The 15,235-nt window shown below is 69.5% G+C and carries 14 protein-coding genes; 2 read left to right on the forward strand and 12 right to left on the reverse strand.

Annotated elements, in window-relative coordinates; translation table 11 throughout:
- The first annotated feature begins 184 nt into the window (after positions 1 to 184).
- Positions 185 to 1,057, forward strand: coding sequence for a peptidylprolyl isomerase (locus JOE30_RS15015; RefSeq protein WP_204867588.1), 873 nt, complete (start codon positions 185 to 187; stop codon positions 1,055 to 1,057).
- Positions 1,058 to 1,206: 149 nt separating this feature from the next.
- Here the strand turns inward: JOE30_RS15015 and JOE30_RS15020 are convergent, their stop codons facing one another.
- From JOE30_RS15020 to JOE30_RS15075, 12 genes are all read right to left on the reverse strand, one after another.
- A complete protein-coding gene (locus JOE30_RS15020; RefSeq protein ID WP_239532387.1) occupies positions 1,207 to 3,708 on the reverse strand; it encodes a RelA/SpoT family protein in 2,502 nt (833 codons plus the stop codon).
- Positions 3,709 to 3,803: 95 nt separating this feature from the next.
- Positions 3,804 to 4,364, reverse strand: a complete 561-nt coding sequence (locus tag JOE30_RS15025) for an adenine phosphoribosyltransferase (protein ID WP_204867589.1) — start codon at positions 4,362 to 4,364, stop codon at positions 3,804 to 3,806.
- Positions 4,361 to 6,082 carry an ABC transporter substrate-binding protein gene (locus JOE30_RS15030; RefSeq protein ID WP_204867590.1) on the reverse strand — a complete coding sequence of 574 codons (1,722 nt, stop codon included), beginning with the start codon at positions 6,080 to 6,082 and terminating at the stop codon, positions 4,361 to 4,363. The genes JOE30_RS15025 and JOE30_RS15030 overlap by 4 nt, the downstream gene beginning before the upstream one ends.
- 1 nt (position 6,083) lies before the next feature.
- A complete protein-coding gene (gene secF, locus JOE30_RS15035; RefSeq protein WP_204867591.1) occupies positions 6,084 to 7,280 on the reverse strand; it encodes a protein translocase subunit SecF in 1,197 nt (398 codons plus the stop codon).
- Between the two features lie 3 nt (positions 7,281 to 7,283).
- Positions 7,284 to 9,080 carry a protein translocase subunit SecD gene (gene secD / locus JOE30_RS15040; protein ID WP_204867592.1) on the reverse strand — a complete coding sequence of 599 codons (1,797 nt, stop codon included), beginning with the start codon at positions 9,078 to 9,080 and terminating at the stop codon, positions 7,284 to 7,286.
- A 182-nt stretch (positions 9,081 to 9,262) separates the two neighbouring features.
- Positions 9,263 to 9,667, reverse strand: a complete 405-nt coding sequence (gene yajC, locus JOE30_RS15045; RefSeq protein ID WP_204867593.1) for a preprotein translocase subunit YajC — start codon at positions 9,665 to 9,667, stop codon at positions 9,263 to 9,265.
- 113 nt (positions 9,668 to 9,780) lie between these two features.
- Positions 9,781 to 10,818: a Holliday junction branch migration DNA helicase RuvB gene (gene ruvB / locus JOE30_RS15050; RefSeq protein ID WP_056445240.1), complete on the reverse strand. Its 1,038-nt coding sequence runs from the start codon at positions 10,816 to 10,818 to the stop codon at positions 9,781 to 9,783.
- Positions 10,819 to 10,859: 41 nt separating this feature from the next.
- The gene (ruvA, locus tag JOE30_RS15055; protein ID WP_204867595.1) at positions 10,860 to 11,462 is read right to left on the reverse strand and encodes a Holliday junction branch migration protein RuvA; all 603 of its coding nucleotides are present in this window, start codon (positions 11,460 to 11,462) and stop codon (positions 10,860 to 10,862) included.
- A complete protein-coding gene (gene ruvC, locus JOE30_RS15060) occupies positions 11,459 to 12,055 on the reverse strand; it encodes a crossover junction endodeoxyribonuclease RuvC (protein ID WP_204867598.1) in 597 nt (198 codons plus the stop codon). The genes ruvA and ruvC overlap by 4 nt, the downstream gene beginning before the upstream one ends.
- A gap of 107 nt (positions 12,056 to 12,162) precedes the next feature.
- Entirely contained in the window at positions 12,163 to 12,918 is a 756-nt protein-coding gene (locus tag JOE30_RS15065; protein WP_027505225.1) for a YebC/PmpR family DNA-binding transcriptional regulator, read from the reverse strand.
- Between the two features lie 41 nt (positions 12,919 to 12,959).
- The gene (gene pdxT, locus JOE30_RS15070) at positions 12,960 to 13,583 is read right to left on the reverse strand and encodes a pyridoxal 5'-phosphate synthase glutaminase subunit PdxT (RefSeq protein WP_204867600.1); all 624 of its coding nucleotides are present in this window, start codon (positions 13,581 to 13,583) and stop codon (positions 12,960 to 12,962) included.
- Positions 13,580 to 14,431 (reverse strand): acyl-CoA thioesterase II, encoded by an 852-nt coding sequence (locus tag JOE30_RS15075; protein WP_204867602.1) that lies wholly within the window; start codon positions 14,429 to 14,431, stop codon positions 13,580 to 13,582. The genes pdxT and JOE30_RS15075 overlap by 4 nt, the downstream gene beginning before the upstream one ends.
- Positions 14,432 to 14,566: 135 nt before the next feature.
- On the opposite strand from JOE30_RS15075, the gene JOE30_RS15080 reads away from it, so the two are divergent.
- Positions 14,567 to 15,178 (forward strand): hypothetical protein, encoded by a 612-nt coding sequence (locus tag JOE30_RS15080; RefSeq protein WP_204867604.1) that lies wholly within the window; start codon positions 14,567 to 14,569, stop codon positions 15,176 to 15,178.
- The last annotated feature ends 57 nt before the right edge of the window (positions 15,179 to 15,235 follow it).

Here is a 15,235-nt window from a genome sequence, read left to right on the forward strand (position 1 = left end):
ACTCCTCATTGCTTTGCGGTGCAGCGATCCGCGATCGGACGAATGCCACCAGCGTAGGCGGTGCGACCGGGCGCCCCGGAACGTGGGGCAGGCACCTCGGCCGTCCACCGGGTCAGGTGCCTCTCAGGGAAGCCTGGCACACTTCTGCTGCTCACCCGCTCCAGCGAGAAGAGGAACGCCAACCGTGCCGACGAACGAACAACGACGTGACGCTGCCAAGCGCAAGCTCGAACGCCAGCTCGAGAACCGTGCCGCTCGGGCGCGCCGACGCAAGCAGGCGACCATCGCCGCCGCCGTCATCGGACTGGTCGTCGTGGTCGGCGGCGTCGCTGTCGCCATCGGTGTGACACGCGGCGACGACGACACCGCCGTCGAGGCCTCCGACTCCCCCACCAGCGAGAACGCGACCCCGGAGGGCATGCTGCCCGCCGGCCGCTCGGAACCGCTCCCCGAGACCGTGAGCTGCTCCTACCCCGCCGGCGGCACCGCCGCGAAGCCGGCGAACGCTCCGCAGACCGAGAACGTGCCCACCACGGACGACAACGTCAGCGTCAGCATGGACACCTCGCAGGGCCCGATCGGCCTGTCGCTCGACGCCACGAAGGCGCCCTGCACCGTGAACAGCTTCGCCTCGCTGGCCGGGCAGAACTACTACGACGACACTCCCTGCCACCGTCTGACCACGGCCGACAGCCTGAAGGTCCTGCAGTGCGGTGATCCGACCGGCGCCGGAACGGGCGGCCCCGGCTACCAGTACGCCAACGAGTTCCCCACGGACCAGTACGCCGACGATCCGGCCGCGCTGCAGTCTCCCGTCCTGTACCCCCGCGGAACCATCGCGATGGCGAACGCCGGCGCCGACACCAACGGCAGCCAGTTCTTCCTCGTGTTCGGCGATTCGCAGCTGCCCCCGAACTACACGGTGTTCGGCACGATCGACGAGACCGGCCTCGCGACGCTCGACAAGATCGCCGCAGCGGGTGTCGAGGGTGGCGCGCAGGACGGTGCGCCAACTCTCGCGACCACCCTGAACACGGTGCGGCTCGACCTGGCCTGACGGCTCACCCGGCACCCTCCCCGCAAGTACGCCGACAGTGTCGTGATTCCGGGCGGGATCACGACACTGTGGCCGTACTCGCGGGGAGGCCGTACCCGCAGAGAGGCCGTACCCGCAGAGAGGCCGTACTCGCGGGGAGGGTTCGAGCTCTAGGCAGCCGAGGTCAGGCGGTACACGTCGTACACGCCCTCGACGTTGCGCACCACGTTGAGCACGTGGCCCAGATGCTTGGGATCACCCATCTCGAAGGTGAACTTCGAGATGGCGACCCGGTCGCCCGAGGTGGTCACCGACGCCGACAGGATGTTGACCTTCTCGTCGGCCAGCGCCTTCGTGACGTCGGAGAGCAGACGGTGGCGGTCGAGCGCCTCGATCTGGATCGCGACGAGGAACACCGACGACGGCGACGGTGCCCACTCGACCTCGATCAGTCGCTCCGACTGCGTCTGCAGCGACCCGGCATTGGTGCAGTCGGTGCGGTGCACGCTCACCGAGCCGCCGCGGGTGACGAAGCCCATGATGTCGTCCCCGGGAACCGGGGTGCAGCACTTCGCCAGCTTGGCGACGACACCGTCCGCACCCGACACCATGACGCCTGCGTCACCGACACGGCGCGGGCGGGTGGGAATGGTGGACGGGGTGGACCGCTCGGCCAGTTCCTCCTCGACATCGCCGACACCGCCGAGGTGCGCGACGAGGCGCTGCACGACGTGCTGGGCCGAGACGTGGTTCTCCCCCACCGCGGTGTAGAGAGCCGAGACGTCGACGTACCGCAACTCGTGCGCGATGGCCGACATCGACTCGCCGTTCATCAAGCGCTGCAAGGGAAGTCCCCCGCGCCGCACCTCCTTGGCGATGGCGTCCTTGCCGGCCTCGAGTGCTTCCTCGCGGCGTTCCTTGGCGAACCACTGGCGGATCTTGGTCTTCGCACGCGGCGACGCGACGAAGGTGGCCCAGTCGCGGCTCGGCCCGGCTGTCGGGGCCTTCGAGGTGAACACCTCGACCACCTCGCCGTTGTCGAGCTGACGCTCCAGTGCGACGAGGCGCCCGTTGACGCGGGCACCGATGCACCGGTGCCCCACCTCGGTGTGCACGGCGTAGGCGAAGTCCACGGGACACGATCCTGCGGGCAGAGTGACCACGTCGCCCTTGGGGGTGAAGACGAAGATCTCCTTGACCGCGAGGTCGTACCGCAGCGACTCGAGGAATTCTCCGGGATCCGCGGCCTCTCGCTGCCAGTCGAGCAGCTGGCGCATCCACGCCATGTCGTCGAGCTCGGTGGCGTCACCGGAGTGACGACCCTTCGTCTCCTTGTATCGCCAGTGCGCGGCGATGCCGAATTCTGCGGTCCGGTGCATGTCGCGGGTGCGGATCTGCACCTCGAGGGGCTTGCCCTCGGGACCGACGACCGTGGTGTGCAGCGACTGGTAGACCCCGTAGCGCGGCTGCGCGATGTAGTCCTTGAAGCGTCCGGCCATCGGCTGCCACAGCGAGTGGACCACGCCGACGGCCGCGTAGCAGTCCCGGATCTCGTCGCACAGGATGCGCACGCCGACCAGATCGTGGATGTCGTCGAAGTCGCGGCCCTTGACGATCATCTTCTGGTAGATCGACCAGTAGTGCTTGGGCCGACCCTCGACCACGGCGCTGATGCGGGAGGCCGACAGGGTCGCGTTGATCTCGGCGCGGACCTTGGCCAGGTAGGTGTCGCGAGAGGGTGCCCGGTCGGCGACGAGACGCACGATCTCGTCGTATTTCTTGGGGTGCAGGATCGCGAAGGCGAGGTCTTCGAGCTCCCACTTGACCGTCGCCATGCCGAGGCGGTGCGCGAGCGGCGCGATGACCTCGAGGGTCTCCTTCGCCTTGCGCGCCTGCTTCTCCGGCGGCAGGAACCGCATCGTGCGCATGTTGTGCAGTCGGTCGGCCACCTTGATGACCAGCACCCGCGGATCCCGCGCCATCGCGATGATCATCTTGCGGATGGTCTCGCCCTCGGCGGCGGTACCGAGGGCGACCTTGTCGAGCTTCGTCACGCCGTCGACGAGGTGGGCGACCTCGTCGCCGAACTCGGCGCGCAACTGGTCCAGCGAGTAACCGGTGTCCTCGACGGTGTCGTGCAGCAACGCCGCGACGAGCGTCGTGGTGTCCATTCCCAGCTCGGCCAGGATGTTGGCAACCGCGAGCGGGTGCGTGATGTACGGGTCACCCGACTTGCGCATCTGCGTGGCGTGCCGCTCGTCGGCGACGTCGTAGGCGCGTTGCAGCAGCCCGAGGTCGGCCTTCGGGTACATCGAGCGGTGGGTGCCGGCCAACGGTTCCAGCACCGGCTTCACCGCGGTGTTGCGCTGCGCGGTGATGCGGCGGGCCAGCCGCGCGCGGACGCGCCGGGACGCGGACGACGGTGCAGTGGGGGTGGCGGACGAGGGTGCGGGATCGGGCACGGGCTCCGCAGCGGGTGCGACCGGCTCCGGCGTCAGGGCATCGGTGCGCGCGGTCGGATCGGCGAGCTCGGCCCCGGACGACACGGGCTCCGTCGCGGTGGAATCCACGGGCGCAGCGGCATCGACAGACACGTCGGTGTCAGGCCCGGCAGCGTCGGCAGGCGGCACTGCTGCGGACTCCTCGGCGGTACGACCGATGTATCGCGTCATGATCGACACCTCCTCAGCTGCTCGAGAGACCCGACTCTATCCGCCGTCACCGGAGCGCACAGCGCACGCCCTCACATCTCCTCGAGGTCGGATGCTCAGACGACGCCCAGTGTCGTGAGCGGTCCATGCTTCCAACGCTCGCGGCCGCTCAGAACTTCCACCTCGAGAACGACGGCGGCGCCCACCACGATCGCTCCGCAGCGTGTCAACAGTTCGGCGGCGGCCTCGAGCGTGCCGCCGGTCGCCAGCACGTCGTCGACGACGAGTACGCGGCGACCCTCGAGCGCGATGCCCTCCGCGGAGATCTCGAGTTCCGCCGTGCCGTACTCGAGTTCGTACGACTGTCGGTGCACCGGTGGGGGCAACTTCCCGGCCTTGCGGACGGCGATCACGCCGGTGTTCAACGCCAGCGCGACGCCGGCACCGAGCAGGAAGCCGCGCGCATCGATACCGGCCACGACGTCGGCGTCCCGACCCGCCTCGGCGAGTGAGTCCACCACGGTGCGCAGCCCCTCCGCGTCGGCGAACACGGGGGTGAGATCGGCGAAGCGCACTCCCGGCGTGGGGAAGTCGTCGGCCCATCGCGTCAACCGGGCGACGACGTCCGATCCGCCGGGTGCGCTCGTGGTGGGGCTGCTCGATCCGGGTGTGCTCATCCGACGAGTATCCACTTGTCCATGTTCCAGCCCGCACCCGCGACCGTCGGGTTCGACTGCACACCGCGCATCCCGGACGCCACGGCGGTGACGCGCGGCGCGTTGTAGAGCGGAAGTGTGGGCATGTCGGTCCACAGGATGTTCTCCGCTTCGACAGCCGCGGAGAGCACGGTGGCGTCGGACTGGTCGACGGCGAGGCGATCGATCAGCTCATCGAGACGCCCGTTGGCGTACCCGCCGACGTTGACGCCCTGACCGCCGCGCAGGGCGAAGCGACCGGGATCGGCGGAGGACGTGCCCGACGCACCCGCCTGCCCGGCGGTGGAGGCCAGGACGGCGTCCACCTCCCCGGCGCGCAGAGCGAGCGGCGAGAAGGTCGGTGACGACGCGTCCACGATCTCGATACCGAGTGGTGCGCAGGACGACGCAATGGCGGCGACGACGGCCGCGCGGCGCTCGTCGGGCCCCAGGTAGCCCACGCGGACGACGGGGTCGGTCAGACCCGCTTCGGCGAGACCCGCGGTCACGCCGGCGACGTCCGGAGTGCGGTACCGCTCCGCTGCGGTGGCCGCCACCGAGCGGTAGGGCAGCGTCGCCGGAAGGGTGGTCCGGCTGTCGACGATGCCGGATCCGCGGCCGGTCTCCGCCTCGTATCCGGGGTGGCCGTGCTGCGCGTACAGCTCGCCGCGCGGAACGCACGCCGCGAAGGCGCGGCGTGCGGCCGGATCCACGAAGACACCGGATGTCGCCAAGATCAACTGCTCGACTCCGAAGGACGGCTGTGCCGTCGACGTGAAGCCGTCGGGAGTCGCCGTGCCACCGTCGGCGTCGACGACCTCGATGTCGCCCGACGCCGCCTTGGCCGCGATGTCGGCGCCCTTGGGCCACACGACGACACGGTCGGTGGCGGCGGGCACACCCCACCACCGTTCGTTGGGAACGAGCGCGAGACCGTTCTCGACCGAGTACGACTCGATGCGGAAGGGTCCGGACGACACGAAGACCGCCGGGTCGACGGTTCCGACGTCCTCCCCCTCCGCCGGGGTGAGGTCCCATCCGGTGTTCCAGACGTCCGCGACGCGCCGCAGTGCGTCCTGGTCGCCGCCGGCGAGGGTGCTCACCACGTCCGGCACGCCGGCGATGCGGGCCGCGACGTGTGCGGGCATCATCGTCCCGGCGCCGAAGAGGGACTGCCACTCCACGTACCCGCGTCCCGAGCGGAACGTCACGGTCGCGACCTTGTCCGCGGGAGCGCAGTCGATGCGCTCGATGTCGGTGTAACCGGCGGTGGACGCGGCGTCGAAGAGCGGCGCGCCGTCCGCGGCGGTCCGGCCGCTGCGTGCGGCCCACGCCAGCACGATGTCGTCACAGGTCATCGGCACACCGTCGGACCACACCGCGGGCGCGGCGAGCGTGTAGGTGACCACCTGCTGCTCGCCGGGTACCTCCACGGCCGTCCCGATGTCGGTGTCGCTCACGGCGCCGCCGCTCGGAGCGGTGAGCGCGAATCCGGGCAGGGCTCGCGAGAAGGCTTGCGGCGCAGCCGAGACCGATCCGGCCGTGGTTCCGCCGTTGTAGGTCGTGACGGTGTTGTCGACGGCGTAGCCGATGGACGGAATGCGGGTGTCCTCGTCGCCGCACGCCACGAGTGTCGTGGCCGTGATCGCGGCGAGCACCGCCACGGCGACGCCTGTCCTGACCCCTGACGACGCGCGCATGTCAGTTCCTCCGCTTGCCGCGCTTACCCGTCGGTCGCGCGCCTGCGCGAGGCGCCGCGGCCGCAGCACGCGCGGTCCGGGCCGGAGCGTCGACGACAGTGGCGCCGACCGTCCCGGCCGCGACCGGGCTGTCGGTACGTGGACGCGCCGTCCCCTCTCGCTTCGCGAGCACTTTCTTCGTGTGTGCCGCGACGGGACCCCACTTCTCCTTGAGGGTGACCACCAGAGGCGTCGCGAAGAAGATCGACGAGTAGGCACCGATGACGATGCCGACGAGCTGGACCAACGCGAGATCCTTCAGTGTTCCCACGCCCAGCAGCCAGACAGCGATCACGATGAGAGCTATGACCGGGAGCACGCTGATGACGGTGGTGTTGATCGAGCGCATCAATGTCTGGTTCACCGCAAGGTTGGCCTGCTCGGCATACGTGCGCCTGTTCAGGTGCAGGATGCCGCGTGTGTTCTCCTCGACCTTGTCGAACACCACCACGGAGTCGTACAGCGAGAAGCCCAGAATGGTCAGCAGTCCGATGACGGTCGCGGGAGTGACCTCGAACCCGACCAGCGAGTAGACACCCGCCGTGACGAGGATGTCGAAGAACAGGGCCGCGATACCGGCGAGCGCCATGTCCCGCTCGTACCGGACCGCGATGTAGATGCTCACGATCACCAGGAACACCACGAGCGCGATCAGCGCCTTGTCGGTGATCTGAGAACCCCAGGTCTCGCTGACGTCGGTGAAGGAGACCGCATCGCGCGTGGTCTCGCCCTCCGCGTTGGCGGGCTGGAACGCATCGAACAGAGCCGTCTGCAGCGAGGACGCCTGATCCTGGTCCAGCGACTCGGACCGGATCTGCACGGTGGCGCCGGATCCGGTGCCCACGGTCTGGACGGCGACGGCGTCCTGACCGAGGGTGTCGGAGTAGATCTCCTCGACCTGCGCGGTGTCGACGCCCTGCGGAGCCGGGAACTGCACGCGCGTGCCGCCCTCGAAGTCGATGCCGAGCGTGAAGCCGCGGACGGCGATCGACAGCAACGACACGAGCACGAAGCCCGCGGTGACGCCGTACCAGAGGCGACGGCGCCCGATGATGTCGAACGCGCCGGTGCCCGTGTACAGCCGCGACAGGAGTCCGCGACCGGCCTCGGGCGCGTCGGGAACGGTGTCCTCGGTGGTGGTGGTCGTCGTCTCGGCCATGGGTCAGGCCTCCTTGCTCGGGCCGGCTGCCGCGACAGCAGCATCGCGGGTGGTCTTGGCGGCGGCAGCGCGTTTGCGCGCGCGGGCGATCTCCTGCACCGCACCGAGACCGTTGATCGACGGCTTGGACCAGAACTCGGACCGCGAGGCGAGATTGACCAGGGGCCACGTCACGAGAACCACGATGATGATGTCGAGCAGGGTCGACAGGCCGAGCGTGAACGCGAAGCCACGCACCTGACCGACGGCGAGCACGTACAGCACAGCGGCCGCGATGAAGCTCACCGCGTTGCCGGACAGGATGGTGCGCCGTGCCCTGGCCCAACCACGCGGAACCGCCGAGCGGAAGCTGCGACCCTCGCGTATCTCGTCCTTGATGCGCTCGAAGAACACCACGAACGAGTCGGCGGTCATACCGATACCGATGATCAGACCGGCGATGCCGGCGAGATCGAGCGTGAACGAGATCCACCGACCGAGCAGTACGAGGATGCCGTAGATGGCGGCCAGCGACAGCACCAGCGACAGCGCCGTGAGGATGCCGAGCATGCGGTAGTAGAGGAGGCAGTAGAGGAGGACGAACACGAGGCCGATGGCGCCGGCGATCAGGCCTGCCTCGAGCGACGCGAGTCCCAGCGTCGCCGACACGGTCTCCGCCTCCGAGGCGGCGAACGACAGCGGCAGCGATCCGTACTTCAGGGTGTTGGCGAGCTCGCGGGCACTGTCGGCGGTGAAGTTGCCGGTGATCTGCGTGGCGCTGCCCGCGGGGGTCGCGCCCTGGATCACCGGTGCGCTGACGACCTTGGAGTCGAGCGTGAACGCGGCCTGCTTGCCGATGTTCGCCGACGTGAACTGAGCCCAGGTGTCGCCGCCCTCGGTGGTGAAGCTGAGGGAGACGACGTTGCGGGACTGCTGCGTGTCGAACTGCGAGCTGGCGTCGGCGATCTGCTGTCCGTCGATGATCGACGGCTCGAGAATGTAGACCGCGGTGCCGTCCGTGGAGCAGGTGACGAGCGGCAGGGCCGGATCGTCGTTGCCCTGCAGGGGGTCGGGCGCCGAACAGTCGATCGTGGCCATGGCCTCCTGCTGCACGGTCGGGTCGGTGCTCTGCCGCTGCGCCTTCGCCTCGGCGATCGCGTCGGCGGTCTCGTCCGCCGACGACGCGGGCGGGGCGGCACCGGGCTCGGAGGCGGAGGTGTCGGACGGCGCGGGTGTCTCGGACGGAGCAGTCGTCTCGGACGGGGCAGTCGTCTCGGACGGGGCGGGGGTGTCCGTGGGGTCCTGCGCCGGGAAGGGCCGGTTCTGCGGTGCCGGTGTCGCGGGAGCCGTGGTGGCTGCAGGGTCCGCCGCGGCGGGATCGGCGGCCGCGGGGTCGGCGGCGGGATCGGTCGCCGCGGGATCGGGAGTGCCCGCCGGAGTGGGGGCCTGGGACGTCAGCACCGGGCGGATGTAGAGCCGGGCCGTCTGCCCGAGTGTGCGGGCCTGCGAGCTGTCGTCGCCGGGAACCGTGATGACCAGGTTCTGACCGTCGACCACCACCTCGGAGCCGGAGACGCCGAGACCGTTGACTCGGGTCTCGATGATCTGCTGCGCCTGACGCAGGCTCTCCTGGCTCGGGGCACTGCCGTCGGGCGTGCGCGCGGTGAGCGTGACGCGTGTTCCACCCTGGAGGTCGATGCCCAGCTTGGGAGTCGGGGACTTGTCACCGGTGAAAAAGACCAGGACGTACACGAGGGCGATGAAGACGCCGAACACGGCGAGATACCGCACCGGATACGAGGATCCGCTGGATGGGGCCACGGTGAGTGCTTCTCCTGAGTGAGACGGACCGGCTAAACGAGACGGACCTGCTGCTGGTCGGACGGGGGTGGAGCGCGGCGGCGGCGGGTGTCACGGACGGCCGGAGCCTGACCGACCGTACCCTCTCCACAACGACGCACCGCCCCCGAGGACGACCCCGGGGGCGGTGTATCCGCTTTGTCTCACTCCTTGGTGAGTCGTGCCTGCGATCGGCCGTCGTCTGCGCCGCCGAGGCCGTTCTCCAGGCTGTCGACGCGCGACCCGGCGTCGCTGTGGTCCTCGAAATCGCTGGTCAGACCGGCGTTCTCGGTACCCGACTCGGCCAGCTCGTCCTCGTCGGGCAGCACGTCGCGCACGACGGCACGCGACCAGGTGGTGATGATGCCGGGAGCGATCTCCAGGTCGACGGTGGTCTCGGTGAGGCCGTCGACGAGACCGTGCAGCCCGGACGTGGTCAGGACGCGATCGCCGATGGACAGCGCTTCCTGCAGCTCGACCGTCTTGGCCACCTCACGCTTCTGGCGGCGGATGCCGAGAAACATGGGCACGAGCAGGGCGAGAACGAGAAGCGGAAACAGCAGTTCCATCAGAAACGTCAATCCTTAGATCTTGGGACTCGGAACCTTCAGTGTGCCACGTTCGGTCGGGCCACCGGGCGTGTCGAGCGCCCGAAACGCCGGGATCGTCGGGTTCCACCGGCTCAGGTCTCGTCGAAGAGCGTGCGCTGCGGCTCGTTCGTCCGCACCGAGATGCCGCCGACAGCGAGATCCGGCGGAGGTGTGAGACCCATTCGTTCCCAGGCAGCGGCCGTGGCCACCCGACCGCGCGGCGTGCGCGCGATCATGCCGGCGCGGACGAGGTAGGGCTCGCACACCTCCTCCACGGTGGCCGGTTCCTCCCCGACCGCGACCGCGAGCGTCGAGACACCCACGGGTCCGCCGCCGAAGCTGCGGACGAGTGCCCCGAGCACCGCTCGGTCGAGGCGATCGAGGCCGAGCTCGTCCACGTCGTAGACCTCGAGGGCCGCACGGGCGACCTCGAGGGTCACGCGGCCGTCGGCACGCACCTCGGCGTAGTCCCGCACCCGGCGCAGCAAGCGGTTGGCGATGCGGGGTGTGCCGCGCGACCGTCCCGCGATCTCCGCGGCCGCGTCCGCCTCGATGCGCACCCCGAGGATTCCTGCCGACCGCGTCAGGATGCGCTGCAGTTCGCGCGGGTCGTAGAAGTCCATGTGCGCGGTGAATCCGAACCGATCGCGCAGCGGGCCGGTGAGGGCGCCGGACCGGGTGGTGGCGCCGACGAGCGTGAACGGTGCGACGTCGAGCGGGATCGAGGTGGCGCCAGGCCCCTTGCCGACGACCACGTCGACGCGGAAGTCCTCCATCGCGAGGTACAGCATCTCCTCGGCCGGCCGGGCGATGCGATGGATCTCGTCGATGAACAGCACGTCGCCCTCGACGAGGTTGCTCAGCATCGCAGCGAGGTCCCCCGCTCGTTCGAGGGCCGGACCGGACGTCAGTCGCAGCGCCGAGTTCAGCTCCCCCGCGATGATCATCGCCATGCTGGTCTTGCCGAGTCCGGGCGGACCGGACAGCAGGATGTGGTCCGGCGTGCCGCCGCGTTGCGTCGCGCCCTGCAGGACGAGCTGCAGTTGCTCCCGCACGCGGGGCTGACCGATGAAGTCGTCGAGCGACTTCGGCCGCAGACTCGCATCGAGATCGCCGTCGTCCGGCACCATCTCGGCGGTGACCAGGGACTCGTCGACGCCGTCCGGGTCCGTCACCGCGACCTGCCCAAACTCACCAGGGCCGAGCGCAGAGCCTGCGCCGTTCCGACGGCGGGGTCGTCTGCCAGCACGGCATCGACGGCGGGCTCGGCCTGCTTGGCCGGGAACCCGAGGCCGAGAAGCGCCTCGACCACCTGATCACGCACGGGGCTCGCCGAGTGGCCGGGTGCGGCCACCCCGGCCGGACCGGACACCACCGCGTCGACCTTGTCGCGCAGTTCGACCACGAGGCGCTCGGCGCCGCGCTTGCCAATACCCGGTACCCGCATCAGCGCGGTGACGTTGCCGTCGGTCAACGCGGTCCGCAGTGCGTCGGGTTCGAGTACTGCCAGCACGGCCATGGCGAGCCGGGGACCGACGCCGGACACGGTCTGGAGCAGGCCGAAGAGATCCCGCGACGTGGCGTCCGCGAAGCCGTACAGCGTCATGGAGTCCTCGCGCACGATCATCGAGATGACCAGTCGCGCTTCGGTTCCACGAGAGAGACCGGCCAGCGTCGCCGGCGTCGCGTTGACGCGGTAGCCGATGCCTGCCGCTTCCACCACCGCGTGGTCGAGGGCGATCTCGAGCACCTCGCCCCGTACCGAGCTGATCATCGCGGCTGCGCTCCCGTCCTCGCGGCGGCCCGCACGGCCGCGCGCTGCTGCTTCAGTTTCTTCTCGTACGCGGCCTTCGCCGCTGCTGCCTGCGCCTCGGCGGCGGCCATCCGCGCCATCATGGGTGCTCGCCAGCAGTGACAGATCGCCAGGGCGAGAGCATCGGCGGCATCGGCAGGTCGGGGGGCCTGCTGCATGCCGAGGATGCGGGTCACCATGGCCGTCACCTGAGCCTTGTCCGCGGTGCCGTTCCCGGTGACCGCCGCTTTGACCTCGGACGGAGTGTGGAAGGCGACCGGGATGCCGCGCCGGGCGGCCGCGAGGGCGATCACTCCCCCGGCCTGCGCGGTGCCCATCGCGGTGCGAACGTTGTTCTGGGAGAACACCCGTTCGACGGCGACGACCGTCGGCCGATGGGTGTCCAGCCAGTACTCGGCGGACTCGGCGATCAGGAGAAGTCGCTGCGCCAGATCCATGTCCGCCGGTGTCCGCACCACGTCGACGTCGAGCGCCGTGACCGCTCTGCCTGCGCCGGACTCGACCAGGCTCAGTCCACACCGGGTCAACCCGGGGTCGACTCCCATGACACGCAACGCCCACTCCCTCACCGGATTCGGCCGCTCCGGGCCTTCGAACACGTAGAACTGTTGTTCGATACCTTAGCGGCGAGACGGTGACGAGTGTGGGCGGCGCGCTGGAGTCAGTCCTCGTCGAGCTGCGCGAGCACCTCGTCGGAGAGATCGACGTTGGACCACACGTTCTGCACGTCGTCGCTGTCCTCGAGCGCGTCGATCAGCTTGAACACCTTGCGCGCTCCGTCGACGTCGACGGGCACACTCACGGACGGCTGGAAGCTGGCCTCGGCGGAGTCGTAGTCGATACCCGCCTCCTGCAGCGCGGTGCGCACGGCCACCAGATCGGTCGGCTCCGAGACCACCTCGAAGGTGTCCCCGTTGTCGTTGACCTCCTCGGCGCCGGCGTCGAGCACGGCCATGAGGACGTCGTCCTCGGACTGACCGTTCTTCTCCAGGGTGACGACGCCCTTGCGGGAGAACAGGTAGGACACGGAACCCGGGTCGGCCATGTTGCCGCCGTTGCGGGTCATCGCGACACGGACCTCGCCGGCCGCGCGGTTGCGGTTGTCGGTGAGGCACTCGATGAGGACGGCGACACCGTTTGGCCCGTAGCCCTCGTACATGATGGTCTGCCAGTCGGCGCCGCCCGCTTCCTCACCGGCGCCGCGCTTGCGCGCACGCTCGATGTTGTCGTTGGGGACCGAGGTCTTCTTCGCCTTCTGGATGGCGTCGTACAACGTGGGGTTACCGACGGGGTCGCCGCCACCCGTGCGCGCGGCGACCTCGATGTTCTTCACCAACTTGGCGAAGGACTTCGATCGGCGGGCGTCGACGACAGCCTTCTTGTGCTTCGTGGTCGCCCATTTGGAGTGGCCGCTCATCGGCAATAGCCCCTTTCGTACCGGCAGAGAACACGCCCATCTTACGCGGGCGTGGACGAGGTTCTTCGCTCCCGCACCATGTCGGCGAACAGGGCGTGGACCCGGCGGTCCCCCGTGACCTCGGGATGGAACGACGTCGCGAGCACGTCGCCCTGCCGCACGGCCACGACGCGGCCCGCCGCGGGGCCCTCCGGGACAGTGGCCAGTACCTCGACTCCGTCGCCGACCCGCTCGACCCACGGCGCCCGGATGAACACGGCACGCATCGGCTCGCCGCCCACCCGAACGACGTCGAGGTCGGTCTCGAAGGAGTCGACCTGACGCCCGAAGGCGTTGCGCCGCACCGTGATGTCGAGGCCGTTCAGGTGCACGGCATCCGGTGTGGTGTCGAGGATGTTCGAGGCCAGCAGGATCATGCCGGCGCAGGACCCGTAGGCCGGCATGCCGGCGGCGAGGCGCTCGCGGAGCGGATCGAGAAGATCGAAGATTCGCAGCAGCTTCCCCATCGTGGTCGACTCGCCGCCGGGCAGCACCAGACCGTCGACGGCCGCGAGCTCCTCGGGACGGCGCACCGTCACCGCGCTCGCACCGGCGGCGGTGAGCGCCTCGAGATGCTCTCGCACGTCACCCTGCAGCGCGAGCACTCCGATGGTCGGAGAGGTCACCGCGACGCCTCGAGGCCCGGCGTGTGCTGCGCCGAGCGGTCGTAGCGCATCAGACCCTCCTGCGTGACGGCCGCGACCATCCGGCCCTGACGGTCGTAGATCCGGCCCTGGGTCAACGCGCGGCCCAGTCCCGCGGAGGGGGACGTCTGGTCGTACAGCAGCCACTCGTCCGCGCGGAACGGGCGCAGGAACCACAACGCATGATCCAGCGATGCCGTCTGCGTGGCGACGTCCTCGTGCGGGACCTTCGCCGAACCCAGCAGCGTCATGTCGGACATGTACGCCAGCGCGCACACGTGGAAGACCTGATCGTCGGGCAGCGGATCGCGGTATCGAATCCAGACCTGTTGCTGCGCAGCCAGACTGGAGCTTCGAGTGACCCGGTCCTGCGGAACGAGCCGCACGTCCCACCGGGGCCATTCCTTGTAGAACATCTTCGTCCGCCACGCCTCGTCCTCGGCGATGTCGGGCAGATCCTCCGGACCCACCACGACGGGCATGCGGTCCTGATGCTCGATGCCGTCGTCCTCCACATTGAACGACGCCGACATCGTGAAGATCGCCTGGCCGTCCTGGATGCCCGTGACACGACGCGTGGCGAACGACCGGCCGTCGCGGATGCGATCCACTGTGAAGACGGTGGGCTCGTTCGGGTTTCCGGGGCGCAGGAAGTATCCGTGCAGCGAGTGCACGCGGAACGCGGGATCCACCGTCTTCGCCGCGGACACCAGCGACTGACCGGCGACCTGACCGCCGAAGGTGCGCTGCAGTTCACTCGGGACGGAGCTCCCGCGATAGATGTCGTTCTCGATGCGCTCGAGCTCGAGGATCTCTTCGATTCCGGCCATGATCACCCTTTCCGGTCGGGACAGACGGGACCTGCCCCGCGAGTACGGCAGAAGTGTCGCAGAATCGGGCCCCTGAACGACACTTCGGCCGTACTCGCGGGGGGCGGAGGCGGCGCGTCGGGCAGGATCGAAGCCGTGCCCCGCTTCTCCCCCACGACTCCCGACGCGGTGGTGGACCACGTCGTCGACCGCATCGACACCGTCGACGGACGGTGCGTGGTGGCCGTCGACGGTGCGGACGCCGCCGATCCGGTGGCTTTCGCTCAGCAAGTCGTCACCCGGCTCCGCGCGGACGGCCGCGCCGCCGATCTCGTCTCCCTGCACGACTGGGTGCGGCCCGCGTCGCTGCGACTCGAGTACGGGCACGAGGACGAACTCTCCTACCGCACCCTGTGGTTCGACTACGAAGCACTGACGCGAGAGGTGATCACGGCTGTGCACACGCGGGATCGGTGGCTGCCCGCGCTGTGGGACGAGCGGTCCGATCGCTCCGCTCGCGCCCGGCCTCGAACGGCGGCGCAGAACCAGGTGGTGGTCGTCGCGGGCCCCATGCTGCTCGGGCGTGGCCTCGATCTCGACGTCACGGTGGCGCTGACGCTCACCGAGCGCACCGCGTCGCGCCTCACCCCGGAGCAGCTGCGCTGGACGGTGCCCGCCCTGACGGCGCACGCGGAGCACGGCGAACGGGCGGACGTCGAGGTGCGAATGGACCACCCCGACCGCCCGGCCCTGCTCGTCGAACGCTGACCGCCCAGCGTCCCCACCTTTGCGCCACCACCTCGCGAGTACGCCGATACCGTCGCG

The sequence above is a fragment of the Rhodococcus sp. PvP016 genome, from assembly GCF_017832185.1.
Taxonomy (GTDB): Bacteria; Actinomycetota; Actinomycetes; order Mycobacteriales; family Mycobacteriaceae; genus Rhodococcoides.